This window comes from Enterovibrio calviensis DSM 14347 (assembly GCF_000621165.1).
Classification (GTDB): domain Bacteria; phylum Pseudomonadota; class Gammaproteobacteria; order Enterobacterales; family Vibrionaceae; genus Enterovibrio; species Enterovibrio calviensis.
In genome coordinates, this window is sequence record NZ_JHZA01000018.1 from 82460 (window position 1) to 108459 (window position 26000).

A 26000-nucleotide genomic window follows, 5' to 3' on the forward strand; every position below is an offset into this window, starting at 1 on the left:
ATCGTTTGCGCAAGCGTTTGCTTTGGTGTTTTGCGCAGATTCTAGTGCCAAGTTTCTGATTTCACTTAAACAAGAATAAACAAACGGCCGCTAAAAAGCGGCCGTTGTTAGAGCATTGCTAGGGTGTCTTTTTGTGCCTGATAAAACGCCTTGATTAGGCTGTTTTTGGTTTACGTGTTTCCCAATGCGTGATGAAAAACACCGCAGCCACAATAATGGCAGCACCTAACCACAAACGACCAGGCGGCACCCAGCCAAACACTAAGAATCCAAACAACACGTTGAGTGGTAGTTTCGCGTTATCAAAAGGCTGAACGAATGAAGCATCTGCTGCCGCGTAGGCTTTGGCGATAGCCCATTGTGCAATCGCTGTGAGTAAACCCGCCCCCAATAGCATTAGCCATGCAACGTGGCCAGTTGGTAGCGTCCAATCCGGAATCGCCAACACAATGTTGAATGGTGTGATCAGTAACAGAAGGTAAACCACCATGGTGGTAGGTGAATCCTTATGTGACAATTTTTTCACCATTAAGGAATACGTCGCCCAGAAGAATGCAGCACCAATTGGCAGCAGCGTTGCCCAGTTAAAATCATCAGACCATGGCTCAAGAATGATCATGGCACCCACGAAGCCACTTAACGTTGCTATCCAACGAGCAGGGCCCACTCGTTCGCCGAGAAACAGTCCAGAACCGATAGTGGCAAACAGCGGTGAAGTCATAAGTAGTGCGATGCCCTGCCAAATCGGAACAGGGTAGGCGAGCGCCCATAACCATAGCTGAATACCAATGACAGAGAAAAATACACGTAGGCAGTGCATTCCGAGCTGATCGGTTTTTAATGCTTCTCGAATGCCCATGCTTCGAAGCCAAGGGATCATAGCGACCAGCGCAATGAAATACTGGATAAACGCTACCGTCGTAGAAGGTAGTTGCATCTTGAAGCTAACATATTGGGCAAGGCTGTTGACCATCGCGAAGCAGACGCCAGCGGTGAGCATCCAAGAGGCACCAATAATGGGATTGTGAGGTTGGCTCATGCGTGTACAGAATGTTGGAAAAAGTGCAGAGATAGTAGCGAACTTTAGGCGCTAGGCATAACGAAAACGCCAGCGTTTGCTGGCGTTTTGTATTTTTGGACGACAAATGTGTGTTGTTGGCGCTAAATCGCCAAATAACTCAATGGAATGTCGGGATTCAGTGCTTCTAGGATAGCTTGAGTATCTTGCAAATGGCTAACCACAGCGCGGGCTTTTTCAACCAGAACAACTTCTTGGATGTCTTTCAAGTCTGCGTCGGCAAGGTTCATCGCAATGAGAGCGACTTGAAGTGGCGGCAGGCTTGGGTTAAATGCCGCGTTTTCAGCATACATGCCAGCGAATACCGTGCCATTGATGTCACGAATTGCTGCACCACTCAGGTTGTGGGAGTAAGGGGCATGGCTGCGGTTAGTCGCCGCGACTGCCGCTTGAACCAATGCGTTGTCTTCACTAACGGTTAAGCCGTGATCAACCGGTGCAAGCAAAGGCTGCTCGATACCAAGATCTGCAGGGCCAAAAGGCTCAGGCAGATATTCGTGCAGCAGTTTTGCATCACGATTTGGCAGTTGAATGTTGAGCGTATCAGCGCCGTTAATTTCATTCATGAACTGACGGCAGTGACCACAAGGGCTGTAGTTGATGGTGATGTCTTTAAGGGCGGTTTCGCCTTTCAGCCATGCATGGCTGATTGCAGATTGTTCAGCATGGATGGCTTGGCTCAACTGAACACCTTCAAACTCCATGTTTGCACCAAAGTAGAGTTTGCCTGATTCGCCACGAGCAATAGCGCCAACATAGAATTTAGAAATGGGTGCAACAGAATAGGCAGCCGCTAAAGGCAATAACGCAACGCGCAGGTCTTGATCAGACAAGCCCGTGATTTCAAGCAAGTTGTCGTATTCTTGTGCGCTAATAGTCGCATCAAATTCTGGAGAAGCGCATAGCGTTTCTATGGCTTCTTTCAGTGGCGACGAAAGCGCTGAAATGGCTTCTTGAATGCTAGCTCGCATGTTTGCTCCAAAGGCAATGGTATGGCTGAGTATTCTACGGGCAAATACCAGATTATAAATGTGATCAAAATCACCAAATCAATGCAATTAGATCTATTGTTTCATAATTATAGGTGACTTCACATGAATTCGATTTCATTTGAAGCAAGTCGTGATTAGGTTGCAATTAACAAACCACTCAATGACATAGAAGATAAATGGCGCAAGAATCGCGCTGATAATGCCGCAAATGACCAATGCTAGAGAACTGAACGCACCTTCCTGATAGTTGGTCTCTGCAGCCTTTGCGGTTCCAATGGCATGGGATACAGCTCCAATCGATAACCCGCGAGCTAATGGTGATTTGATCTTCATGGCATTCAAGATTGGATACGCAAACAACGCGCCGAGCAACCCCGCAATTACCACAAGAGCGGCTGTAACGGCGGGTATGCCTCCTATATTTTCCGCGGTGCTGAGAGCAAAGGGTGTTGAGACAGATTTAGGCAATACAGATGCGGCGATCTGCATGTCGCCACCTGTTACAAGCGCAATCACTGTTCCTAGAATCATCGATAGCACACTCGCCCCCGTGCAAGCGATCAATATGACCTTCCACTGACGTCGAATCACATGCATCTGTTCATATAGAGGATAAGCAAGCGCGATGACCGCAGGGCCAAGCATAAAGTTGATGATCGTATTTTGCTCAAAGTAGGTGTCGTAGGTGTTATCCGTAAATGTCAGTGCGGGTATCAATAGACACATACTTATCAGCAAAGGATTAAAAACGGGATGACGTAATTTCAACGCAATTTGGCGACCAATGAGGTATGCCCCTATGGTTGCGAATAACCAGATCATTGTTCGCTCCCCTGAGATCTATCAACGAGTTTTGCCACGATAACGAACACCAACAGTGAGCTTAACGTTGTTGCGCTAAGTAGCGGCAGTGAATCACTGATGAGCAAATGGAAATGGTTCATCAATCCCATACTGGCGGGGATGAAAAACAGCGGCATGATGGTGATGAGCAATGTACAGGAATCTTTCACCCAACGTGCTGGCACAATGCCCGTTGTGAGGCTAACAAAAAGCAACAGCATGCTGACGATACTGCTGGGAATAGGGAGATGTAATAGCTGAGTTAACAAACTACCTATCAGGTAGTAAACGGCAATGAGAACAAAGCCAAGAAGATGTTTCACGGAGAAAAGCCAGCAAGATTGAACGTACTGCCATTTTAAACTGAGCTGACTATAAAAATCTTGTTTAAACCGAGGTTATTCCCACTATTGCACATTAGTTAGGCAATCGTGTCGGTGTTACATAAAGTAGGCAAATGCAGCGGCTACAGTTAAGAGCGAAATCAATGTAACAGCAACAATAGGGAGAATGTGACGCTCTGTGCTGTTATCAACCACAGGTTCATCAACGTGAACATCAAGCGGGTCTGGTACGGAGGGATCCGGCGCGGGCACGGCTTGGCGTTGATACGTTTTCTGAGGTAGCGAGACCCGATAACCATGATCGCCAACGACATCTAATGGAAGCACTTTTTCGCCTTGGCGGTATGATTTAGAGAGCAGAGAGCAAAGGCTGCTTTGATGTTGAGAGAACGATGAATCAGGCAGAGACGTAGATGCATAAAGCACACGTGCAGAAAGCACTTCCCCGGCGTGATAACAAAGCATTTCCAGCAAACGACATTCTTCATAGGTGAGTGTTGTCACTGAGCTGTCTTGCCAATACAAAGAGCGGCTTTCTGGCTCGAAATCGACGTCAGAAAATCGGTAGCACCGACTGTTAACTTTCGTGACCATTGAATCATCCATCTCACTATCTCCGATAAGAAAAGTGTGGACTCAAATCACAGAATTTCAACTGCAACACCCCTGTTTATTCAGGGGTGTATAGCGCACATCACACGGTATTCAAGGGGAGTTAGCGATAAACACTAAGATACAAGCGATTCAACGTAATGATAAATGGACTTAAGAATGGCCAATTTTTTTTCATCACTTTGATGTTCCTCCACCAGATCTTCTAACCGAGTCATATATTCTGGCAGATGGGTTTCGAAATAATCACGACGATGCAGATGCCATTTGTTCTGTTCGCTATCGGTCAGCGTCCATGAAAAGTTTCGAGCACGATAACGGAACAACAAGGGCTTAATGCGTTGATCTGACACTTGAATATCAAGCGCTGCAAGATTTTCAGGCTTGGTCTGACGAATGATATCCATGGTAGAACGATCAGACGGCGAGAAAAAGCCGTTATAGAGTTCGCTATCTACGTTATTGGATGAAGCATACTCTGGTTTGTCAGTATATAACGCGACCAGTTTCTCTCGAACCTCCGGGTGCGCTTGAAGCTTTTTCAGGTTGCTCAAGCAGAACTGACGGTCAATACCCAGCCTTTCCGCATCTTCTGGGCGCAAGGTTTTAGCTTCCGCCAGTACAGGGCATTTATTGATGTGAATAAGCTTGATCGGCGCAGGAAGTTCATCTGGCGCTAGGTCGGTGCGTTTGGTGTAAAGACGCTCACGCAACGCATCGGCATCTAAATTGAACAATGGCGTAGGATCTAGCGCCAAGTCGATGGCAATAACGGCATTCTTGTTGTCAGGGTGCCAAGCGACGGGCACAACCCAACTGGTATTGCCACGTTCGGTACCAAACATGCCCGACACATGCACTAATGGCTTCATGGCAACAATATCAATCAAAGCCGTTAGCTTGTTCTTATTGCGGTGCGTATATAGGTAATCAAACAAACGTGGTTGGGCTTGCTTGAATTTTTTTGCCATCTCTATGGTGGCAATCACGTCCGCCATGGCGTCATGCGCGTTGGCGTGTTCAATACCATTAGCGACAGATAAATGCTCAAGCTTAAAGCTGGTAAAACCGTCTTGATTTAGTGGCCATTCGATGCCGTCTGGGCGAAGTGCGTATGCTGCGCGCATGGCATCCAAAAGATCCCACCTTGAATTCCCGTTTTGCCAGCTCCAGCCATAAGGGTCGAAGAAATTACGGTACAAGGTATAGCGTGACACTTCGTCGTCAAAACGGATGTTGTTGTAGCCCACCGAGCATGTTCCTGGTTGCGCAAACTGCTCATGGATCTTCGCGATGAACTCGGGCTCCGAAAGGCCTCGGCTGACAGCGGTTTGTGGTGTGATACCTGTGATCAAGCAAGCTTCGGGCTGTGGAAGGTAGTCATTGGGAGGCTGACAGTAAATCACCAAGGGTTCGCCAATGATATTGAAGTCTTTGTCTGTCCTTACGCCTGCAAACTGGCAGGGACGATCAAGCGCGGGGCTGATACCAAAGGTTTCATAATCAAAGAAGAAGAATGTAGGCTGTTCGGAATTTTTCATAAGAGTTCTAGTTTTTCCAAGGCTTGGTAATTAAGCCTTTAAATTCAGGCGATTAAATGTATATATTATGCTGATTTTTAAACTAAAGTGATTCGTTTTTCTGCGTTTCACATTTGCACTTGCGTCCGAACCTGCGTCTATTTTTGGTAAGTGCTGCGTCTTTTTTCTAGGGATGTTGAAATGAGCATAACAGACAAACAATTAAGGGCTATCGTAAATTCAGACAGTTACGATGGCTCTTCATAGTTGAATGATGGAGAGGGGCTGATTGCTAAAATCTCACCCAAGGCCAACATTACATTTCAGTATCGTTGTCGCTTCAATGGCGCCAATAAACGATTTCGTATTGGTAAGTATCCGATAACCTCTCTCAAGAACGCAAGGCAAATCCATAAAAGGGTGTTGGAGTTAAGGGAAGAGGGGCGAAATCCAGAAATAGCGCTTACGGGTGAAACCGATTTCGTCACCCTTAAAAACTGCGTTGACTATTGGCTGGAGAACAAAGGCCCACAACTTAAGCCAGGAGCGCGCCAGCTATACCATTCTTTTGCCGATAACTACTACCACATTTTTCAGGATGTCGATGTAGAACGAATACCCGCAAGAGAGTGGATGAAGTGGTTTGATGAAATTGCCAAGAAAAATCCCAAAACGGCAAACTCAGCATTCTCGAAACTCCGCACCTGCTTTAATTACTGCAAATCCAAGTTCATGATCGACGGAACGCACTTGGAAAAAATTCGCCAGCAAGATGCAGGTGCTGCGCCAGTGGCTGATGACAGAGTGCTATCACTGCCGGACTCGCCAAAATTTGTATTGCGATAGAAAGAAGCAAAGCTGGAACATCAACAAAGCATCTACACCTGATGACGATGCTTTGGGGAAAACGACTTTCTGAGCTTCGCTTAGCGAGACGTGAGCACTTCGACCTGGTCAATGATGTTTGGACGGTACCGCCAGAACTGAGCAAGATGGGGAACACCATTCGCATGCCAATACCGAAAGATATCAAGCCAATGCTCGAACGCTTGATGCACATCTATGATGACTACCTCTTCCCAGGAACCTCACTCAACAAACCCATCATCATTTCAACCGTTTGCTCAGAACTTGGCACTATGCCACATGTGACAAAGAAAATGCTGGGGCATGAGCTGGGCGGAATTATGGCTGTTTACAACAAACACGACTGGCTTAAAGAGCAGAAGGAAGCGTATGAGGTTTATTCTGATGCGCTGTCGAAGCAAGTTAGGAAAGAGTTGGAGCATGAAGTTGATAAGGCAAGTTGACCTCTTGCCGTATCACTACACTTTAAAGATGAATACGGGAAATACAACTTTTGATAGTCAACGATAGCTCATCACAAAAACTGCGGTGGATGAGACTGCAGGAATCCAAGCTATAAACCGGAAGATACATAGATGTAGCTTGGCTTTACGGTAGTTGTTCCTCAATCCGGTTTCCATGTTAGTGATTGCAGTCTGTAGATCGGTAGGATAACTGTCTTTTCTACCATTGAATGCTTTGAGTACCAGCTCCTTTGCTTCATTCACAATTTGCAGCCGATTCCTCTGATTGTCTATTGCAGTGACAGTAATATAAGTTGTAATCAACAAGCCCAATACAACTAAAATATCACCAACAATCCCTACGCTTTTCGTATTAATTGCTACAACAGCAGCCATAGAAACTGGTACAGCAAGGATTTTGCTTACCACGTCTGATGTCACATTTGCTATTTTTTCTGCTAATTCTATTTCGGCCTGTGCAACCTCTTTTTTGGCTTTATGGAAAGCAAAACCACTAAGGTAGGTAGCGAAATTATCTTGATAAAGAGAGACAAAGTCACTCCAATTTGTAGCTAGCTTTTTAAAAGCGTCTTTTGGCGAGTTAGCATCAGAAGTAAATTCCAACAGTGTTGAGCTGAAAACGCTCAGTTTTTCATGGAAATGATGATCAGTATTGGACTCTTCTTTAATAAGATACTCAAGTATGGATATATCTACAGGGTGATTGTCAATTACCTCTTCATCGATACAGATGTCCAGTACCAATGGTTTACTAGATTCAGCTACATTCGCGACGAATACCAGAGTGTGATCTTGAGAATCGCTCTTTTTATCGTGATAGGGAGCGATCTTTCTTATCGCAGAAACAAACGAACAAACTTGTTCAAGTTTATTCGTAACAGATGAAGTTTCCGAGGGGAAACAGATGTCACTGCTTGCTAAATAAAATGTTTGAGGCATTTCGCCGGTTAGGAGTGAGGGACTCCTGTCCACAAGTTCTTTTAAATTTTTGAACCAAGGAGAACTGCCGCTATCTCCGATACGAATGCGCGCACAATAATCAGTATCGAGCAGTAACTCGTTTACATCCAAATCTTCATCTGGATCAGAAATAGGCCAAATCCTTTCTACTCTGTGGGGAGTACAGTCACTTTGCAAGTGCTTCATGATCATCTGGTTGGCAGTGAAATTGACGTCGAACTTATTCCCACTTAACTTCGGATAATTCCCAATCCGGTATAGTTCAACAAGGTTTTTGAGAGCCATTTTATTCAATTATACCTAGCTGCCTTTCAATATCAGCTTTTAGTTTTGGCGGAAGTTTTGATATTGTAAGCTGTCCATTCTTGTACCAAATTCGGCTTCCAGAATCTGTTCCAAGGTCGCCTCTATCAAAGTTTATGCCTAAAGCCTCGTCTTTATAGATAATGTGAGTAAGTTTCTTCAACTCATTTTTATTGACGGAGAATTCAGCAGGGACCCCAACATCTTCGCTATTAAGATGTTGAAACAGGTTCTCTGTGAGGTCATCGACGGTATCAATATCAACTTTTGCAAATATCCCCCTTGCTAACTCAACAACCTCGCTAAGCCTTGCTGTTTTGTCATCTGGGTTTGCTTCTTTATTAGTCAGGTATACAGTAACTTTGCGTTTGAACTCATCTGCGTAAGAATCCAAACCCTCTGTAGAGCGAAAAAACTTAGTCCCGTGGATAACTACACCTTTAGTCGCTTTAGCTGACGGAGAACCAGCTTTACAGCCAAGAGCTCGAACGAAATATTGGGAAGACTCGTTGTTGGCACTAGATCCAATAAATGTCAGATAACAAATGTCGTTTTGTTCTTCAGGAGACGCAGTTAGGTATTCCGTCCACCTTTGAAAGCTAAACCTAGCCGCGGAATGTAGTTTACCTAGATCAATGTATTGTAAATCTTGGACGTCCAAGCCTTTCATGCCGAAACCTGGTTTTTGCTTAACCATAGCTACGAGAAGAAATCGTGAGCTGTTGGCTTGGTAGTCTATGAACAGGATATGCCCGCCAGTAGCTGGGCCCGTTGACCGTGCCTCTCTGTGTAGTTCTTTCATTATGGTGTTTGTTAGAGAAAGAAAGGTCGAGTCCTTAACACCATCTCTTTTGGTGTAGTAGTCCTTGATAGTTTGAGGTGCTTCCCCGTGAGAGCCTGAATTGTCAAAAACACCATACTGAAGGCTGTTGCCTTTCTTACCGTAAGCATCAATAACTCCCTCGATAAGTGATACTACTGTAGGGTCGCTCAGTGGCAACAGCTCATCCCGAAGGCTAGATTTTTGGATTTCTTGATGCTGTTCCTTGTTTAAACGATGCACAACAGCTTTATTGATTACAACTGACATAAGGCTTTCCTTTGAAATCGGGTCAGGCAATATTGAGCTAGTTAGACATATTTTCCAATAACTTACCGAGAAATTTTTGACTTAAGCCGCGCAGCTGAGTGCTTTTCATCCATTGAATCAAAGTCTCATGATTAGAATCTATGGGGAACAACAAATGATCCTAATACCCCTTAAACCCACCTTCATGCTGAACCAACTCCATTACTGCTTCTCTTAACCAACGCAAGGGCGTGTACTGTGGAACAATGAAACCCGTTACGCCAATTTCACCCGCACGCTAGATGTCCCATTTAGCCGTTTTATCCGCTACAAGCCGGTTCTGGAAGATTTGGTGGATTGGCTAACCATTGGTCGCACCGCTGCACTACTGCGCATGCAAGGACAGATGGGAAATGAAAAACGCGAGGCTAAGAAAGCTGCGTGATGTGAGCTAACTAGATTGAAATCGTGAAGGCCACCGAAAGGTGGCTCTTTTGTTGTTTTAATTTATCCGAATATATGTAGGGTGCGGGCTGAGCATTTATTAGGGTTTTTATATGTTGAATTTTTTCAAATCTAGTTTTGACACAGTGGCACAGCGTATTACTAATCCGTTAGTAGGTGCCTATATTATGGCTTGGTTGATAGTAAATCGCGTAGGTATCGCTGCTTTCATCTTTGCTAATGATAATGAAACGCGTATTGAGATCGTGAGGCAATACGGTGTTGGTTACGATGAACTACTAGCGATTTTACTTGCTACAGGATACTTGGTATTTAGTTATCTAGTATCTCCTGCGGTACAGATGTTCGTTGAGAAAGTGCGTTTCGAATGGATTGAATCTCGTGATATCGAGGTAAAGAAAGTACAAGAACGTGTAAGACAATGGGCTGCGTTTGAGTCAACAGCAGACTATGTACAGAAAGACTTTGATAAGCAATTAAAAGACCTTAGAGCTAAAGCTGAAGACTTCGATAGGCTGGAAAAGGAAACAGAAGAGCTTGAATCTAATATTGATGCAATGAGTAGTAAAGTTGATAGACTTGAAGAGCAAGAGACCATCCGACAAAGTTACAATAAAATGTGTACTCATTTGCTTCCTTCATTAAGGGAAATATATAGTTGGTATGAGCGGGCGAGCTCAAGTAGTCATATGTTAAGTGAGACTGAAAAGCTACTTCTTGACCAATTAGAACAGGACAATTTTGTGTTAAAAGTTCAAGAATTAAACGAGCATGTTCTGTTTGAAAACGGCGATTCGGATCAAATTGAAAATTATCTAGATCTCGGATCAAGAACGGATGAGTTAGAAAAAGCTAAGTGATTATTTTAGTTATAACTCCTTCGAGACATTTTCTTGACTTTAATCTTGCTATTTAAGGTCTACAGTATAGACAGTAATTTCAACCCCATGGTGGGTGATAGCAGAGAGCACACGTTTCACGTAGCGCTCTCTTGAATCGGGATTTTTGATCAGAACAATGCCCGGCTTTTTCCCTGTTTCTGCGCTGTAATACATGGCTTTCCCAATTGCCTCAGCCCATTTTTCACCATAATTAAACTCTAAGGCGTGGGTATCTGTAAGGCAATCAACACGCGTTCTATCAGGTAGTACGTGTTCAACTTCTCCAATACAGTAAAACGTTATATAGTCTTTTTCTCGCCAAGGTTTTTTATGAGTTGGAATCTATTTTTTTCGATGGTTGAGGTGATTGTATTCGCATGGCCTAGAGTGTTCGCAGAATGTTTGACTCCCTTAAAACCCTGAGTTATGACTTCATCAGAGCTATTAACATTCTTTGAAGGTGCGCGAGCAACTAACGTTACAAGGCCTGCAATGAGTAATGAAATTAGAGCCAAAAAGAGATTTCTAAGCATTATTGGTATCCTCTTTCACAATCTCATAGTCAAACATGGGCATAAAAACTTAGTTTTAACATAAGCCAGATTTGAAAGGGTGAGAAGTCTATGTATTATGTTCATTTTTTATGGAGCAACTAATGACCCAAAAAGAGTCAGGCTCAGGTATGCCAATGAGACGTGTGATTGCAATACTAGTCACCATAGGAGCGTTGTATGGCTTTTTTATTTACGCTTTAGACCTTATTAACGAGTATCAAAGCATCCTTAAAGATCTTAATAAAAATGCGCTGGGACCAGAGCAGTTAGCTGGTGTTCTTGGTACTCAAGGAGATTACTTTGGCGGATTGTTAAATCCATTTCTAGCCTTTTTTTCACTCATAGCGTTGTTATACACAATTTACTTGCAGACAAATGAGCTTTCACTGACACGAAAAGAAATGGAAAAAACTACCAAGTTCAACGAAGATCAGGCGCTTGAACTTAGAAAGCAGGTTGAAGCGGCTGAAAGAGCAGCAGAGCTTCAAGCGAACGTTTCGAGACAACAGCAGTTTGATACCACATTCTCAACGTTATTGGCCGAGCACGGTAGGGTGCTTAACGAAATATCTAAGGATAATGACGCGTGTGCAGTGCTGAATGGTGTCGAAATGAAGCTGTCAATTTTTGGAGCTAGAGAACAAATACATCAGTGTCAGATGCTTTGTAAATACTATAGGGTTCTCTATCAACTCTTGAAATATATAGCAAGAAATCATCCTGAAAATACGCATAGAAGATTCGATAGGGAATACTTGTCACTGCGGCCAAGTGACGATGAGAAAGTATATTCAAGCTTGGTTCGTTCAATGATTCCTCACGACGTGCTTAAAGGATTAGCCGCGAATAGTGCGTGGACTGATAGAGCTGATAGTGAATATTGTGAATACATACTATTGATTGAACGCTATGCAATGCTAGAACACTTACACATGGAGAATGCTCTAAAAAAAGGTGGAAAGGGGATTGCATTTTTGAGCTTGGAAACTGGAGCCACGTTTGTTTATCGGAGTGAAGCATTCGGTACGAATACGTCACTTAGCTTTGTTATTGAATCGTGGCTCGAAGGATTCAGAACGTCACATACTTCTTCATCGTTTGATCGTTACTTCAGTAGTGTTCCATTAGTTTACTATGAATCATCTGTTATAGCTGGAGTGATCGGTTCCAAAGAATTTTCGGACTACAAAGAAAGAGTTTCTAGTCTTGGCATCAAGTGAATACCTTTCGCTACGAGCAATACTACTTAATGGCTTAACAATGTTTGCTTTGTGAGCTGTTTATCAAAATCACTACATATTGTGTGTGAGTGTTGACACGGATCAATTACCGGCCATTTTGGCGAAGGCCAGCGAACAAGCGCCGCCAGCTCGTATATTGGTGACGATGATGCTAGGCCATGGAGCTCGAATTGGTGAAACACGTAAGGCGATGTGGAAAAATATCAGTTTAACGCTGAAACAGTGGACCATTCCTGCAGGTGATGCGAAGAACGGTGAGGCGATGGTGTACCCGTTTTCACCTGGCATGGTTGAGTTGTTGCATTCATACCGTGAGTGGCAAATTGAACTAGGTTATAAAGGCGATTGTTTGTTTCCAATATCCTTTCGTGAAAACAAGCCGGCTTATAGTTCGTTGGCAAGTGGTTGGGTGAGGGCTATTTCTAATAAAGAATGGTCAGGACACGACTTAAGAAAGCGAGCGCGTTCAATTTGGCTTGAGATTGGTGTTGATTACATCGTTTGTGAATCGCTACTCAATCACGCACGAGACAAACTAGACCAAGCGTATATCCATACTCACATGGAATCACAGAAGAAAGAGGCACTCGAAACCTATCACGAGTGGCTAAAATCGTGCTGGTTAACCTGTTTCACGCCTGTCTCGACTGAAAATTAGATCCTCACTTTCCCTATTTATATCAATTCTCTACGTCAATTCTCAAATAAATCCAAGCGGATGATAGTAAGTCATGCAAAATCACGCCCAAACAGCACCCATCGACCCGCGATTGGCTAACATCGCACGTCTATTGCCTCATCAGATCAACGCGGTGAGGCTCAGTAAAACACAATTGAAAGTGCTCAATGCCATTCGATGTGGCGAGCAAGTGACACCGGAACAAATCTCAACCCGTTGCGATCTTTCTCAATCGTTCGCGAGCACATTGTTGAAGCGCTTATTTGAAAAAGCATATATCGAACGCCGAGCAGAATCTTCACAAATTGGAGGGTTAACTTACGTATATTTGAAGCAATGGAACACTACCCCGTCAGATATAATACCATTATAAATCATTTACTTAGATTTATTGGCGATATGTTTTTAACACGGTATGTTTGCGTGAGTGATGTTATTTCAATAGGTGGGAATATGACAAACAAACGACAGCAAAGCGCGAATTTTATTGTGAATACATTTGATGTGGAATTTAGTACAAGCTTGTTCATTTCGAGGTTTAAAGAGTGTTATGGAGTTGAACTTGAAACCAAGGAAGCAAATAGGTTGATTAGCTGTGAGAGGGCTCAAGTGCATGTGGGATCAAGCAGCGATAATTTTCATTGGCATCCGACCAGGCGGGCAAAGGCCGTTAGCAAGAGAGATTATATTGGCATGAATCACCGTTTCTCTCAGTGAAAATAGGTTCTTTCCAGTCACTGTTTCTCTCAAACTAGGGCGACCCTCGGGTGATAAAAATTTTTCGGGTCGCCTAGTCATCACCAACAGCGCGGCTATCTTCACGATTAATTCCAGTCTACTCTGTTACCGTTATTCGTAACACGTTGTTTAATTATTGGAGGAGATAGTGGAGCTAAGTACTGAGTTCGTATGTCGAGATGATGAACTAGCAAATTTACTAAGGAGGGCTGATGCATTAGTTGATGATAGTAATATTGAAGGATTGCGAGACCTGCAACGAACTGTTTGGCGGCAGCTTCAGAGCAAATTCCTGTTGCAGCCTTATTTAGTTAAGGATCATTCCTCCTGGACATCCATTGAACATAACGACTTTGAATTTGATTGCGTGCAACCAAGTACCCATGAGTTAGTCACTGTTGTTGAAGCTGCGTTTATCAACTTAAGATCCGAACCCGCAATAACTAGTCCCTGGCATCCACAAAGAATTATTAGAAATTTAGGGACGATAGGGGATGGTTTACCTAAAGGCCCTTTCGCAGAGACTTCAAACCATTCAGTGAACTACTACTGGCCTTTGAATTTGGCCCTAGTGACAGGAGGTAACCATTCTATTGCTCAAGGGCTTCTTCGTGGTCAGGGAACAGTAAAGGTAGAAGAGTGCTTTGATTTAACTCCTATCGTCGAACAGGTTTTCTATGATGGTGATAGTTGGGTTTTATTTAGTTCAGGTAAGCGAATAAGACAGCCAAGATTTAAGGAGATAGGTTGGGCATGGGAACTTGGCAGAATTCTTATGAGGCATTCTACTTTTCATTTTACCAATATGGGGTAGCTATTTACATTCTAAGAATGTGTCCTATTTACGTCCAAACTTCCCCAGCCAAGACAAATACCTATTAAATATCATACTTTTACCGTATTAGTCTCACAGTCAAAGAAAAAGGTCGGTTCGTTGGTGTTTGCCACGGTGGTATCCAAGGGTTTGAAAGACGAGGCGATGTTACCGCAAATCAAAAGAGAAATCTTGCCAAGGGCAGTAAAATAGGCCGATATCAATCTCTTGGTAACGTGCGAAAGATTAACTCCCAATACGTCTTGATGCCTTGAACATAAGGTCAGTAGCGCTTTGTGTATCCTGCCCCTTCATGTTGTTAGGGTATATGATGAACGATAAAGACGCTTTGCCCGTTCTTATACGTCGATAACCTGTTCAATCACTTGGAAGGATAGATGTTAACAATCACGCCACTCACGCCCCATATTGGCGCCATCATTGAAGGTGTCGCCCTCGCTTCGTGTAGCGACAACGATTTTACACAGATATATCAGGCATTCTTGAACTACAAAGTGGTGTTTTTTAGGGATCAGTGCCTTTCTCCTGATGAACAACTCTCACTGGCTCGTCGGTTTGGCGAGTTGGAAGCACCGCATCCATTTTTCCCCCATGTTGATGGCTTTCCACAAGTGAGTGTCATTGAAACGACGCCGGGCAACCCACCGGGTAAGAGTTTCTGGCATACCGACATGACATGGCAAAAAGCGCCGCCCAAATGCTCTGTGTTAAGTGCTCAGCATCTTCCAGACGAGGGAGGGGATACGATTTGGGTGTCGATGGAGGCGGTGTATCAACATTTACCCAGTGCGTTGCAGGGCGCATTGCTGGGTAAAACGGCGACCCATGCTGTGCATGGTTTTGCGGGGAGTCGATTTGATGAAACGAACGCGGAGGGTGAAAGTAAAGTCGCACAGATAGCTGACAAGATGGAAGGTGTGCATCATCCATTGGTTGTTCGCCATCCAGAAACGGAGCGACCGAGCCTTTATATCAATGAACAGTTTTGCCAATACATTGATAAGGACACCTCAGACAGCGAATATGTGGGTGCTCAAAAAAACGAAAATGCGGAAGGGGATGATGACCTATTGTCTTCGCTGTTTGCATTGAGTCGCGTTGAAACGTTTCAGGTTCGGTTCTCATGGCAAACAGGGAGTGTTGCGATATGGGATAACCGTTGTACCCAACATTTTGCTGTCACAGATTATGGCGATAAGCCTCGTAAGCTTCATCGTGTGGTGGTTAAAGGTGAGCAACCTGTGGCCATGCCAATTCAGGGTGCTTGAGTTAAACGATGCCGAAACGTTTAAAACGCTGTGTCGCCTATCTCGAGTCTATTGCGGTCGAGAGTCATTGATGTTGTTAGGACTGGATTCTGCTGGTGGCATCATTTTCTTTTTCTTCTTTATATTATCCCCTCAGTCTTGCTTAATTATTCACTGGTCAATCTTTTGTCTGTCATCAGGTGTTGGCTGGGTTATGCCCAAGCCCTCACTAATTTAAGTATTTGTATATACTTACTCCTGTCCATTTTTTATCTCTCACCGATTGCGTGCTATAAATTTACCGCATGATTATCTATAAATTCAGCATGATCGTTTATAATGTCAAATACTTACTGGTGTAACTGTTTGAGCTGTAAGCATTTAAATTGTTAAAAATGTTTAAATGCGACCTGTTCGGGCATTTTCGTGATTTATTTGTTCTTTATGCATGAATTGTAAACAGTGTGTAGTCGACAACAATCGAAACATATGTTTAACATTGAAGGCATATGCGCAATTTTCAACTGCATTTAGTTTTGGGGCTAATGAAACCACCTTAATTGCGCATGATATTTGGGCAACGGAATTTCCCCAGCTGCATACAAAGGAACTGATAAAATGAAGAAAACAATCCTCGCATTGGCGATGGCAGCACCTCTTGCGCTTTCAGCTGCATCGGCAAGTGCTGAAACCTTGAAAATTGGTATGTCTCAATACCCTGAAGGTTTGCACCCGATTCTCGTCTCAAACGTTGCTGCCTCCTATATTCTTAGTACTGCGCATCGCGGCACCGTGATTTACGGCAAAGACTGGCTGTTACAATGTAACGCCTGTGTGGAAGTGCCAAGTTTTGAAAATGGCCTAGCCGAACGCATCAAACTCGAAGATGGTAGTGAAGGTATCAAGATGACCGTTACTATCCCTGATGATCTGTTCTGGGGTGACGGCGTTCCCGTAACCACTAAAGATATGAAGCTAGGCTTCGACATCGCAACAGATAAGCGTGTCGGAAACCCAGGGTTGCAAGAAGCAAAAACCATGGAAAAATTGGTATTGCTTGACGACAAAAAATTCGAAGTCTATCTGAATAAAATCACCTTTAAATACAACACGTTCGTTCCGACACCTATGCCTGCACACGTTGAAGGTGATTTGTACGCGAAAGATCCAACCAGCTACTCGAAAACCACTAAGTACGCCACAGAGCCGACCAATCCTGGCCTTTACTTTGGCCCGTTTGTTCTCTCGAAAGTCAACGCTGGTAGCTTCATTACGGCTGAGCAAAACCCACACTGGAAAGGCAAATCGCCTGCCATCGATGAGATTATCTTCAAAGCGGTAGAGAACACCTCGGCGCTAGAGGCGCACCTATTGTCGGGTTCTGTGGACTACTTACCGGGTGAACTCGGTCTGTCGCTTGACCAAGTACTACAACTTGAAAAACGTCACGGCAACAAGTTCAACGTTCACTACGAGCCGGGTCTGCTTTACGAGCACCTAGATACCACAATGGACAACCCGCATCTTGCTAAGAAAGAAGTGCGTCAGGCGCTGCTGTATGGTGCAAACCGCCAACAGCTCGTTGATAAATTGTTTGCGGGCAAACAGCCTATTGCGGATACCAACGTAAGCCCACGTGACACCACCTTCTTCGCGGATGTTAAACGTTACGAATACAATCCGGAAAAAGCCAAGCAATTACTTCTTGATGCTGGCTACACGCTGAAAAACGGTGTGATGGTTGATGGTGATGGCAACGCGCTACAAATCGAATTGATGACAACGGCGGGCAATAAAACCCGTGAGTTGGTACAGCAAGTGCTGCAATCACAGTGGAAGCAGATTGGTGTGAAGGTCAACATCAATAACCAACCAGCACGCGTTTACTTTGGTGAGACGCTGAACAAGCGTAAGCACAAAGGCCTCGCAATGTTTGCTTGGTATTCGTCGCCAGAAAGTCCACCGCGTACAACACTTCTATCCACCAACATTCCAACGGAAGAGAATGGTTGGTCTGGCCAAAACTACATTGGCTATACAAACCCTGCAATGGATGAGTTGCTGAACAAAGTCGAAGCAGAACTGGATACGGAGAAACGTAAGAAGATCTTCCACGACATTCAGAACATCTACGCGGAAGATTTGCCAGCACTGCCACTGTATTTCCGAGCGGACAGCTTTGTGATGCCGAAATGGCTAGAGGGCGTGACGCCGACGGGTCATATGTTCCCTTCAACCAACTGGGTTGAAGAGTGGTACACCACCAAGAAGTAGGAGCCGTCAATGGAACAGACGATACTGGATGTTCGTCGTCTGCGGGTAGCCTTTAATGGCTACCCAGCGGTTAACGATATCAGCTTTCATATTAACAAAGGCGAAATTCTTGGCGTTGTGGGCGAGTCTGGCTGCGGCAAAAGCCTTGCGGCGCTTACCTTGATGGGGCTTCAGCCCAATGTCATGAAAGCCAGTGGTGACGTGGTTTTCCGTGGAGAAAATCTACTCAACAACAGTGATGCGGATTGGCAGAAAGTGCGTGGCGAAGGGATCGCCATGATTTTCCAAGAGCCGATGACAGCGCTGAATCCTGTTGTAACAGTGGGCGATCAAATCGCGGAAATGTTTGAGCTTCACCGTGGTAGTAATCAAGCAGAATCAAAAGAACGTGCGATAGAGATGTTGGAAAGGGTTCATATCCCCGATCCGGTTCGACGCGCAAAAGCCTACCCACATGAACTCTCCGGTGGGATGCGACAGCGTGTAATGATTGCCATGGCACTGGCATGTGAACCAGAACTCATTATCGCCGATGAACCTACAACGGCATTGGATGTCACGGTACAGGCGCAGGTTCTTGATTTGCTGGAAGAGTTGCGTGATACCACAGGAACTGCCGTTCAGTTTATCAGCCACAACTTGGGCGTTGTATCACAACTCGCTGAGCGCGTTATCGTGATGTATGCAGGGCGCATTGTTGAACAAGCGACAGCGGAAGAGTTGTTTGCTAACCCTCAACACCCGTATACCCAAGGTTTGTTAGCCACTTTACCCAAAATTGGCGGCGCACGTGATGTGTTGCCAGCAATTCCGGGGGCAGTACCTCCACTTGATCTGCGAGGCAATGGATGCCCGTTTGCAGATCGCTGCGGTAAAGCAACGCCAACGTGTGTCTCTACCATGCCTGAAACGGTTGAACTAAATACCGTGCACACCGTTGCGTGTCACCATATCTAAGGACGGACTTATGACATTATTAAAATTAGACAATGTCTGTCAGCGCTACCCCATAGGACAAAAAGGGTGGTTCGGGAAACCTGCGCAAGAGTTGAAAGCCGTAAACAAGATTTCTCTTTCTTTGGATGAAGGGGAAACCATTGCAATTGTCGGTGAATCTGGCTGCGGAAAATCAACGCTCGGGCGCATGGTTGCGCTACTCGAACACCCTATTGAAGGCACGGTAGAATTGGCGGGTATTAAAACCGCAGATTTGAAAGGAGAGGAACTTAAGGCACTTCGACGTAAGCTTGGCTTAGTGTTTCAAGACCCGTACTCTGCGTTAAACCCTCGTTTACCGGTTTCTGAGCTGGTGGGTGAACCGCTTGAGGTTTACAACGTTGGAGACAAGGCTTCACGCAAAGCTAAGGTGATTGACGCTCTCATCGCTGTGGGGCTTAGTGAAGATGCATTGGATCGCTATCCCCATGAGTTCTCAGGTGGTCAACGACAGCGCATTTGTATTGCTCGTGCATTGGTGCTTGAACCTCAATTGATTGTCGCGGATGAACCGCTCTCCGCGCTCGATGTTTCGGTACAAAGCCAAGTACTCAACTTGTTTGCCGAATTGCAGCGCGAACGCAACCTGTCTTTTTTCTTCATCAGCCATGACATGGCGGTGGTCGATTATCTTGCTGATACCATTGTGGTGATGTATCTCGGTCAGATTGTTGAGCAAGCCCCACGTGATGCGTTCTTTGCAAACCCCGCGCACCCATATAGCCAAGCCTTGCTGGCAGCAGTTCCTGAAGTTGGAAGAGGCAAACGTCTTAAAGGCTTAGCGCTGCAGGGTGATGTTCCTAGTCCGATCGATCCGCCAAGTGGTTGTGCATTTCACCCTCGTTGTGCAAAAGCGACGGAGAAGTGCAAGACAGAAGCGCCAAGTGCGTCGCTATACGGCGGAGACAGTAAGCACATTGTTGCGTGTCACTACCCAAGCGAAGTGATAGACGCAAAAAAGTTTGAAAGTAAGGAGGCCACAGCATGATGCAGTTCGTTATTGGCCGAGTGTTACAAAGCGTATTTGTCCTGTTTTTAGTCTCATTTGTTTCTTATGCGCTCATTGGTCTCATGCCAGGTGACCCGATTGATTTGATGGCAACGTCTGATCCAAACATGACGGCAGAAGATGTCGCGATGCTAAAAGCCCTTCAAGGCTTGGATCAGCCATTGGTAGAGCGTTACTGGCACTGGCTCTCAGCAGCAGTGCAGGGCGACTTTGGTTACTCTCGCTTGTATTACCAACCTGCAGAAGATGTTCTTATTCCTGCCGTTTGGAACACTGTTAAGTTGGTTGGCATAGCGACAATGCTATCGTTACTTATCGCCATTCCCGTAGGCGTAATCGCCGCGTTGAAACACCGCACTTGGGCGGACTATGTCATTAGTTTTAGTGCATTTGTTGGCTTTTCAACACCAGCGTTTTGGTTGGCACTGATGTTGATCCTCGTGTTCTCTGTCACGCTTGGTTGGTTGCCTGCTGGCGGAACAGGTGAAGCAGAAGGCGGCGGTTTCTGGATTGAACTTAAGCACCTTATTCTTCCGGTTATTTCGCTGACTGTATTGAATGTGGCAAGTCACTCTCGTTACGTTCGCGGCACCATGCTAGAAGTCATGCGTCAGGATTACATTCGCACGGCGGTAGCAAAAGGCGCATCAAGAACCCGCGTTATTTTTCGTCACGCGCTTCGCAACGCCATGATTCCATTGGTAACCATTATCGCGTTGGACATTGGCTTTCTTCTGTCGGGTGCACTCATCACCGAAACGGTGTTCGCATGGCCGGGTATGGGTAAGCTAATTTTCGATGCCATTATGGGCAATGACTACAATCTCGCGTTACTGGGATTGATGGTTATCACCTTCACTGCGCTATTGGGTAACTTGCTGGCAGATATTGCCTACGCGAAATTGGACCCACGAATCAGTCTGACAAAAGGAGCTTCAGCATGACACAAGACATGACAAATGCTGCTCCAGTAGCAGCACCAAAGCGCCAAGCCTCTTCGCCATGGGTACTAGTCTGGCATCGCTTTTGTAAACATAAAGCCGGTTTAGTCAGCGGTGTATTTATTCTGCTACTCGCGATCCTTTGCTTTAGTGCGCCACTGCTTGCCAGTTGGTTTGGTCACGACCCTTTTGAAGTTGATTTCTTCGCACGTTTTGAGCCAGCCAGTGACACACACTGGTTAGGTGCAGATGAACTGGGACGAGATGTATTCCTCCGCTTACTGTATGGCGGTCAGGTGTCCCTGTCTGTCGGTGCAGTTGCTGCACTGATGACTGCGGTATTGGGTACCTTGGTTGGCGTTTTTGCGGGTTACTTTGGTGGCAAGTTGGATGCTGTATTGATGCGTATTGCAGACTTTACGCTGTCATTGCCGACGCTACCTCTGATGATTGTTATGGCAGCAGTTGATTTGAATAAGTTGGGCCTGCCTGAGAGTTGGGCGCAAGGCGAGAACGCGAGCTTCATTCGCATCATCGTTATTGTTGCTTTGTTTGGCTGGCCGACCACGGCACGTTTGGTTCGCTCTGGCACCTTGTCACTGCGTGAACGAGATTATGTCAAAGCCGCGGTAGGTTACGGTGCTTCGCCTTGGCGTATTATTCGCCGCCATGTACTGCCCAACGTTTTGTCACCGGTGATCATTGCGACCACCATGGCATTGGGCGGGGTGATTTTGTTGGAGAGTGCGTTGTCATTTTTGGGGCTAGGCATTCAGCCACCAATGCCATCTTGGGGCAACATGCTGCAAAATGCACAAGAAGTGATTTGGCAATCGCCAGGTCTGGCTATCTACCCGGGTATCGCAATCTTGGTAACGGTGATGGCATTCAACTTCTTGGGTGATGCACTACAAGATGCCTTAGATCCGAAATCTGGCAACTAATCCTATCTTTGCTTCGAAAAGCCAGCATTTGCTGGCTTTTTTGTTTTCTGACATCAATACCAACCCTCATTACATCGGCGAAAAGCATCGAAGAAAAGCATCGACGCGAAACATGTTTAATTCAAAGGGAGCTTTTCAATCCCCTTTAAACATGCAAAAATAATACATGTTTAAAGGTTTTCTTCGCACAGGTAGATCTCATGATGCTCAATATTGTTGATAAGCAAAAAGAAGAACGGATCCCACCGGTGCTTCGTCTCGGGTTCAGGCCATTGTTTCTCATGGCGGGGATCTACGCCGTGTTTTCGATCGCGGTATGGGTGTGGCTATTTACCAGCGGAAGTCCATCGCCATTAAATGTTCCCACAATGTGGTGGCATGCCCACGAAATGTTGTTTGGCGTTGCAATGGCCGTGGTTGCCGGCTTTCTGCTGACTGCAGTACAAACGTGGACGGGCGTGAAAGGTACGTCAGGGGCAAGGCTCGCTTTTATTGTGATGCTTTGGCTGCTTGCGCGAATTCTGTTTTGGATTGATGTGCCATTGTCAGTTATCGCCATTGTTGATACCGCATTCCTTGCAATGACGGGCTGGGAAGTGGGGTATCGCGTTGTGGTAACCAAACGCTGGAGAAATCTCTTTTTCATTCCTATGCTGCTGGTGGCAGTGAGTGCCAATTTGGCAAGCTACGCCACCGTAAAAGGTATGCCACCATTCTCATCCAACGCGCTGTGGCAGGCGATGTTGTGGTGGTTCATGATCCTAATTTCGGTAATGGGTGGGCGAGTTATCCCATTTTTTACCGCGAAGCGCTTTCAACTCGAATCGCCAAAACCACTTCTCTGGCTCGATATCTTGGCGATCCTTCCTCTATTGTTGTTGGCGGTCATGAGTTTCTTTCCTTTGCTTCCAGCATTAATCAGCGCCGCTCTCATGGCCACGGCAGGATTAGCGCAAGCCTATCGTCTCTATCGCTGGCAGGGGTTGAAGTCGATGGGAGAGCCTTTAGTGTGGTCATTGCATTTGTTCTACTTGGCACTGCCTATCGGCTTGCTGGCGAAAGCAGTATTCATCAGTAACCCTTGGGTTTCACACACCTTGATTCATTTGTTTGCGATGGGAACCTTAGCAGGGGTCATCCTTGCCATGATTGCTCGCGTGAGTATGGGGCATACGGGGCGTGAAATTTACAAAGGCCCTAAGTTCAGATTCGCCTATGCCTCGTTGGTATTGGCCACGTTAGTGCGCGTTGTCGGAGCAATAGTTTGGCCTGAATATCTTCAAATATGGGTGATAATTGCCGGCATTGGTTGGGCGTTGGCATTTGGTGGCTTTGTGATGAATTTTGGCCCGATGCTCCTAAAAGCAAGGGTGGACGGACACCCCGGATAAGCCACTTTCGTGCTTTTGTGGCACGTCGCACTGCAATAAACCGTGATTGCGTCATACTATTGATATGATAATCAAGGAGTAATTCTCGTGTGTAGATGGCTGGCGTACCAAGGAAAACCGTGCTTTTTAGATGAAATGCTACACCAGCCGAATCATTCGTTGGTGATGCAAAGCATGGAAGCATCCAAAGCGGTGACGGCCGTAAACGCTGATGGCTTTGGCGCGGCTTGGTATGGTGAAAAGCCGACCCCAGCGCTGTATCGAGAAGTGCTTCCCGCATGGTCTGATGCCAATTTACGCTCTCTTGCCGAACACACTTGCTCGCACCGATTTATGGCGCATGTGAGGGCATCAACAGGCGCGAATACGTCCAGAGAGAATTGCCATCCGTTCAACGTGAAAAACTGGCTCTTTATGCACAATGGGCAAATCCCTGAGTTTGAAAGAGTCCGTTACCAACTTGAGCGACAACTCGATGAACCTTGTTATTTAAAGCGCAAAGGCACAACGGATAGCGAGCTGATATTTCTTCTTTTGATGCAGCATGGGTTAGAGCAAAACCCTAAATTGGCGTTAAGACGAGTGATTAGCATGATTGAAGCTGAGATGGCAAACAAAGGCATCAATGATCAGCCTTTCAAAGCGGCATTGTGCATTAGTGACGGTCAGCAATATTGGGCGTTACGTTACGCCTCGTTTGGTACACCGCCAACCATGTTCTTTAAAGGCGTCGACAGCGGTGTTGTGCTTGCTTCTGAGCCGTTTGAGTTAGATAGACATGAGTGGAAAAGTATTCCTGCTCAGAGCTTTGTTGAAATGGTTGGTGAGCAAGTCACGGTGACAGAATTTCATCTTGCTCAGGAAACGCTTGATAGCACCGCTTGAATATTAACGATGGCGGTGAGTTTATTTGGTGATTCAGTGGGACCTGTGAAAAGTAAAAGGGCGCAGCGTGCGCCCTTTGAGTATTTGAAATGTACTAAATGGCAATACCATAGGGTTGATAACCTTGCCATGCATGGTCATATAAAGCGCGGGATTCTTTTCGCAGCTTTTCAATCTTAGCCACTTCATATTGGCTCAAGTCGCGAGTTTCCAACGTCGCACTGCGCTCAATGGTTTGGATTTGTTCATAGTTTTTGTGTTCCTTGCCATTCTTAACGGCTGAAATAGCCTTTAGGTGCAGTTGAACTTCAGCAATCATTTTGCTCTCTGGCAAAGCAACCAATACTTTGATATCTCGATAACCTGATGGACGAGGTGTGTGGAAACGATTGATGACCTCCATGGTTTTTGCTGACGCCGCAAGTTGCTCATATGCGATGTTCAAGTCTTCTATTGAGTCTGTTTCCACAGTGATTCGAACAAGGTCAGTGAGGCGTGACACATCGCCATCAAGCTCTTTATCGACTTTTTCAGTTGCACGCTCCAGTCCTTTCAATCCGGCGGACAACACGTTGCCGTTACTTTGTTTGGCAATGTTGGTAGCAAGTTGCTCTAGTTCAGCCTGAGCGGCTGGTGCGGCGGCATAAAGATCGGTTAAATCTGTATGCGGTTGTTCGATGGTTTTGGCGCGGAATGAAGGAATAGAGAATAGCTCTGAAAGGGTAGCTTCGTGGCTTGCTTGTGGCTGCTGATATGAAATGCTCTGGCTACTTTCGGGTACTTTTACGTCGAGTTGCTCAGCGTAAGCGGGTACACGAATCACCAGAATAGGAACGATAATCAGCGCTTTAAACATTCTTCCCATCTAAATACCTCTGTTGGTTGAGGGTCACTCGGGTTGGTGTCCAGTGAGTGTCCACAACTTCATCATATCGACTGAAGATGAATGTTAGCTGAATGGAAGGTCGACGTTCGAGGGGGAGTTCTCAATCTGTGTTTTTACATGAGGCGCAGATCAAATAATGCAAACTATTATCCTGTTATTGATATTTTATATAGTTTATCTGTGCGTATATCCTCCATCGGTTGATTAATCACTCTGTATAAGTTTGTCAAAATTGCTGCGGTGGCGTTAACTTTATGTGATGACTGCTGTCGCTTGTTTCTTACCGGAAGCTCGTGGCGAACAATCAACATGGAGGACGTAACATGTATCATCCAGACTATCTTATGCAGCTATGTCATATCAGCGACCATGCTGTCAGAGAGTTAGAACCAACCTTTGATCATCTGCCAACTACCCCTTATGCCGATGGCCAGTACAGGTTAAGACGCTATTCCATCGTGCAATGCCATGAAGGTGCGGTGCGCCACATGCCTCAGCATACCTTTGTGCAAAGTAAGACCATTAACCAGCATCAAGGCGGCGTCGTTCGTCAATTCGAAGATCTATCGACGCATGTGCTGCACTCAGAAGGCTTTTTCGAATTGTGTCGGCTGTTTAAAGACAACAACGAGCTGGACGATGAACAAGATATTGAGATACATCAGATGAGGGTGATCACACTCAACGATATCACGCCGGTTTCACCGGAAGGTGTGCATCAGGATGGGTTTGATCATATTGCGATTGCTGCAATCCATCGCCAAAACGTTCAGGGGGGCGAAATCCTTGTTTACAAGGACAAAGCGCAACAACCATTTTTCTCGTTGGCCATGAATGATGGTGATGTCGCACTGCTAGATGATCATGCTGTTTGGCATAACGCAAACCCGATTCGCCCTATTAATCCTGCGCTCGTTGGGCATGTCGATCTCTTCGTATTAACAGCGAGAGAACACTAGTCGCACAATGGAAAGAGTGGGCA

The 26000-nt window shown here is 45.5% G+C and carries 26 protein-coding genes and 1 pseudogene; 17 read left to right on the forward strand and 10 right to left on the reverse strand.

Features of this window, described 5'->3' with window-relative positions; translation table 11 throughout:
• Positions 1–154: 154 nt before the first annotated feature.
• The 6 genes from Q365_RS0114965 to sbcB form a co-directional block, all read right to left on the reverse strand.
• Entirely contained in the window at positions 155–1039 is an 885-nt protein-coding gene (locus Q365_RS0114965; protein ID WP_169737855.1) for a DMT family transporter, read from the reverse strand.
• A 122-nt stretch (positions 1040–1161) separates the two neighbouring features.
• On the reverse strand, positions 1162–2049 hold the full coding sequence (cdd, locus tag Q365_RS0114970) for a cytidine deaminase (RefSeq protein ID WP_028024111.1): 888 nt from the start codon (positions 2047–2049) through the stop codon (positions 1162–1164).
• Between the two features lie 135 nt (positions 2050–2184).
• Positions 2185–2889: a CidB/LrgB family autolysis modulator gene (locus tag Q365_RS0114975; RefSeq protein WP_028024112.1), complete on the reverse strand. Its 705-nt coding sequence runs from the start codon at positions 2887–2889 to the stop codon at positions 2185–2187.
• Positions 2889–3236: a CidA/LrgA family protein gene (locus Q365_RS0114980; protein WP_028024113.1), complete on the reverse strand. Its 348-nt coding sequence runs from the start codon at positions 3234–3236 to the stop codon at positions 2889–2891. The genes Q365_RS0114975 and Q365_RS0114980 overlap by 1 nt, the downstream gene beginning before the upstream one ends.
• Positions 3237–3353: 117 nt before the next feature.
• Entirely contained in the window at positions 3354–3863 is a 510-nt protein-coding gene (locus Q365_RS0114985) for a hypothetical protein (RefSeq protein WP_028024114.1), read from the reverse strand.
• A gap of 122 nt (positions 3864–3985) precedes the next feature.
• Positions 3986–5410: an exodeoxyribonuclease I gene (gene sbcB, locus Q365_RS0114990; RefSeq protein WP_028024115.1), complete on the reverse strand. Its 1425-nt coding sequence runs from the start codon at positions 5408–5410 to the stop codon at positions 3986–3988.
• A 246-nt stretch (positions 5411–5656) separates the two neighbouring features.
• Here sbcB and Q365_RS27200 point away from each other — a divergent pair.
• The 3 genes and pseudogenes from Q365_RS27200 to Q365_RS27210 form a co-directional block, all read left to right on the forward strand.
• Positions 5657–5785, forward strand: a pseudogene (locus tag Q365_RS27200) (Arm DNA-binding domain-containing protein); the annotation flags it as partial.
• Between the two features lie 24 nt (positions 5786–5809).
• Entirely contained in the window at positions 5810–6235 is a 426-nt protein-coding gene (locus tag Q365_RS27205; RefSeq protein ID WP_245621562.1) for a hypothetical protein, read from the forward strand.
• A 41-nt stretch (positions 6236–6276) separates the two neighbouring features.
• On the forward strand, positions 6277–6699 hold the full coding sequence (locus Q365_RS27210) for a site-specific integrase (RefSeq protein ID WP_245621559.1): 423 nt from the start codon (positions 6277–6279) through the stop codon (positions 6697–6699).
• 57 nt (positions 6700–6756) lie between these two features.
• Here Q365_RS27210 and Q365_RS0115000 read toward each other — a convergent pair whose 3' ends face one another.
• Positions 6757–7974, reverse strand: a complete 1218-nt coding sequence (locus tag Q365_RS0115000) for a hypothetical protein (protein WP_162176375.1) — start codon at positions 7972–7974, stop codon at positions 6757–6759.
• Positions 7967–9073 carry a nucleoid-associated protein gene (locus Q365_RS0115005; protein WP_028024117.1) on the reverse strand — a complete coding sequence of 369 codons (1107 nt, stop codon included), beginning with the start codon at positions 9071–9073 and terminating at the stop codon, positions 7967–7969. The genes Q365_RS0115000 and Q365_RS0115005 overlap by 8 nt, the downstream gene beginning before the upstream one ends.
• Positions 9074–9609: 536 nt before the next feature.
• Here Q365_RS0115005 and Q365_RS0115015 point away from each other — a divergent pair.
• Positions 9610–10377, forward strand: a complete 768-nt coding sequence (locus Q365_RS0115015) for a hypothetical protein (RefSeq protein WP_028024118.1) — start codon at positions 9610–9612, stop codon at positions 10375–10377.
• 48 nt (positions 10378–10425) lie between these two features.
• On the opposite strand, the gene Q365_RS26735 is transcribed toward Q365_RS0115015, so the two are convergent.
• Positions 10426–10572, reverse strand: coding sequence for a hypothetical protein (locus Q365_RS26735; RefSeq protein WP_155859016.1), 147 nt, complete (start codon positions 10570–10572; stop codon positions 10426–10428).
• Between the two features lie 481 nt (positions 10573–11053).
• Here Q365_RS26735 and Q365_RS0115030 point away from each other — a divergent pair, with 481 nt between their 5' ends.
• From Q365_RS0115030 to Q365_RS0115090, 12 genes are all read left to right on the forward strand, one after another.
• A complete protein-coding gene (locus Q365_RS0115030) occupies positions 11054–12172 on the forward strand; it encodes a putative phage abortive infection protein (RefSeq protein ID WP_028024120.1) in 1119 nt (372 codons plus the stop codon).
• 85 nt (positions 12173–12257) lie between these two features.
• Entirely contained in the window at positions 12258–12851 is a 594-nt protein-coding gene (locus tag Q365_RS25785) for a site-specific integrase (RefSeq protein ID WP_051563806.1), read from the forward strand.
• Positions 12852–12924: 73 nt separating this feature from the next.
• Positions 12925–13245, forward strand: a complete 321-nt coding sequence (locus Q365_RS25790) for a MarR family transcriptional regulator (protein WP_051563807.1) — start codon at positions 12925–12927, stop codon at positions 13243–13245.
• A 513-nt stretch (positions 13246–13758) separates the two neighbouring features.
• On the forward strand, positions 13759–14424 hold the full coding sequence (locus Q365_RS0115050) for a DUF6710 family protein (RefSeq protein ID WP_028024122.1): 666 nt from the start codon (positions 13759–13761) through the stop codon (positions 14422–14424).
• 398 nt (positions 14425–14822) lie between these two features.
• Complete coding sequence (locus tag Q365_RS0115055) at positions 14823–15713, forward strand: TauD/TfdA dioxygenase family protein (protein WP_028024123.1); 891 nt, start codon at positions 14823–14825, stop codon at positions 15711–15713.
• 597 nt (positions 15714–16310) lie between these two features.
• On the forward strand, positions 16311–17966 hold the full coding sequence (locus tag Q365_RS0115060) for a peptide ABC transporter substrate-binding protein (RefSeq protein WP_028024124.1): 1656 nt from the start codon (positions 16311–16313) through the stop codon (positions 17964–17966).
• 9 nt (positions 17967–17975) lie between these two features.
• Positions 17976–18923 (forward strand): ABC transporter ATP-binding protein, encoded by a 948-nt coding sequence (locus Q365_RS0115065; RefSeq protein WP_028024125.1) that lies wholly within the window; start codon positions 17976–17978, stop codon positions 18921–18923.
• A 10-nt stretch (positions 18924–18933) separates the two neighbouring features.
• Complete coding sequence (locus tag Q365_RS0115070; RefSeq protein WP_028024126.1) at positions 18934–19950, forward strand: ABC transporter ATP-binding protein; 1017 nt, start codon at positions 18934–18936, stop codon at positions 19948–19950.
• Positions 19947–20915 (forward strand): ABC transporter permease, encoded by a 969-nt coding sequence (locus Q365_RS0115075; protein ID WP_028024127.1) that lies wholly within the window; start codon positions 19947–19949, stop codon positions 20913–20915. The genes Q365_RS0115070 and Q365_RS0115075 overlap by 4 nt, the downstream gene beginning before the upstream one ends.
• Positions 20912–21856 (forward strand): ABC transporter permease, encoded by a 945-nt coding sequence (locus tag Q365_RS0115080; protein ID WP_028024128.1) that lies wholly within the window; start codon positions 20912–20914, stop codon positions 21854–21856. The genes Q365_RS0115075 and Q365_RS0115080 overlap by 4 nt, the downstream gene beginning before the upstream one ends.
• Positions 21857–22059: 203 nt before the next feature.
• The gene (locus Q365_RS0115085; RefSeq protein WP_028024129.1) at positions 22060–23247 is read left to right on the forward strand and encodes an NnrS family protein; all 1188 of its coding nucleotides are present in this window, start codon (positions 22060–22062) and stop codon (positions 23245–23247) included.
• 87 nt (positions 23248–23334) lie between these two features.
• Complete coding sequence (locus Q365_RS0115090; RefSeq protein WP_028024130.1) at positions 23335–24132, forward strand: class II glutamine amidotransferase; 798 nt, start codon at positions 23335–23337, stop codon at positions 24130–24132.
• Between the two features lie 94 nt (positions 24133–24226).
• Here the strand turns inward: Q365_RS0115090 and Q365_RS0115095 are convergent, their stop codons facing one another.
• Complete coding sequence (locus Q365_RS0115095; RefSeq protein WP_028024131.1) at positions 24227–24997, reverse strand: nucleotidyltransferase family protein; 771 nt, start codon at positions 24995–24997, stop codon at positions 24227–24229.
• Between the two features lie 344 nt (positions 24998–25341).
• Here Q365_RS0115095 and Q365_RS0115100 point away from each other — a divergent pair, with 344 nt between their 5' ends.
• On the forward strand, positions 25342–25977 hold the full coding sequence (locus Q365_RS0115100) for a 2OG-Fe dioxygenase family protein (RefSeq protein WP_028024132.1): 636 nt from the start codon (positions 25342–25344) through the stop codon (positions 25975–25977).
• The last annotated feature ends 23 nt before the right edge of the window (positions 25978–26000 follow it).

Coding starts and splice junctions, on each gene's coding strand:
- Q365_RS0115005 (WP_028024117.1), bottom strand. CDS start 9,073: ATGTCAGTTGTAATCAATAAAGCTGTTGTGCATCGTTTAAACAAGGAA.
- Q365_RS0115065 (WP_028024125.1), top strand. CDS start 17,976: ATGGAACAGACGATACTGGATGTTCGTCGTCTGCGGGTAGCCTTTAAT.
- sbcB (WP_028024115.1), bottom strand. CDS start 5,410: ATGAAAAATTCCGAACAGCCTACATTCTTCTTCTTTGATTATGAAACC.
- Q365_RS27210 (WP_245621559.1), top strand. CDS start 6,277: ATGACGATGCTTTGGGGAAAACGACTTTCTGAGCTTCGCTTAGCGAGA.
- Q365_RS0115075 (WP_028024127.1), top strand. CDS start 19,947: ATGATGCAGTTCGTTATTGGCCGAGTGTTACAAAGCGTATTTGTCCTG.
- Q365_RS26735 (WP_155859016.1), bottom strand. CDS start 10,572: ATGTATTACAGCGCAGAAACAGGGAAAAAGCCGGGCATTGTTCTGATC.
- Q365_RS0115030 (WP_028024120.1), top strand. CDS start 11,054: ATGACCCAAAAAGAGTCAGGCTCAGGTATGCCAATGAGACGTGTGATT.
- Q365_RS0115095 (WP_028024131.1), bottom strand. CDS start 24,997: ATGGGAAGAATGTTTAAAGCGCTGATTATCGTTCCTATTCTGGTGATT.
- Q365_RS0115085 (WP_028024129.1), top strand. CDS start 22,060: ATGCTCAATATTGTTGATAAGCAAAAAGAAGAACGGATCCCACCGGTG.
- Q365_RS0115060 (WP_028024124.1), top strand. CDS start 16,311: ATGAAGAAAACAATCCTCGCATTGGCGATGGCAGCACCTCTTGCGCTT.
- Q365_RS0115080 (WP_028024128.1), top strand. CDS start 20,912: ATGACACAAGACATGACAAATGCTGCTCCAGTAGCAGCACCAAAGCGC.
- Q365_RS0115100 (WP_028024132.1), top strand. CDS start 25,342: ATGTATCATCCAGACTATCTTATGCAGCTATGTCATATCAGCGACCAT.
- cdd (WP_028024111.1), bottom strand. CDS start 2,049: ATGCGAGCTAGCATTCAAGAAGCCATTTCAGCGCTTTCGTCGCCACTG.
- Q365_RS0115015 (WP_028024118.1), top strand. CDS start 9,610: ATGTTGAATTTTTTCAAATCTAGTTTTGACACAGTGGCACAGCGTATT.
- Q365_RS0114985 (WP_028024114.1), bottom strand. CDS start 3,863: ATGGATGATTCAATGGTCACGAAAGTTAACAGTCGGTGCTACCGATTT.
- Q365_RS25790 (WP_051563807.1), top strand. CDS start 12,925: ATGCAAAATCACGCCCAAACAGCACCCATCGACCCGCGATTGGCTAAC.
- Q365_RS0114965 (WP_169737855.1), bottom strand. CDS start 1,039: ATGAGCCAACCTCACAATCCCATTATTGGTGCCTCTTGGATGCTCACC.
- Q365_RS0115055 (WP_028024123.1), top strand. CDS start 14,823: ATGTTAACAATCACGCCACTCACGCCCCATATTGGCGCCATCATTGAA.
- Q365_RS0115070 (WP_028024126.1), top strand. CDS start 18,934: ATGACATTATTAAAATTAGACAATGTCTGTCAGCGCTACCCCATAGGA.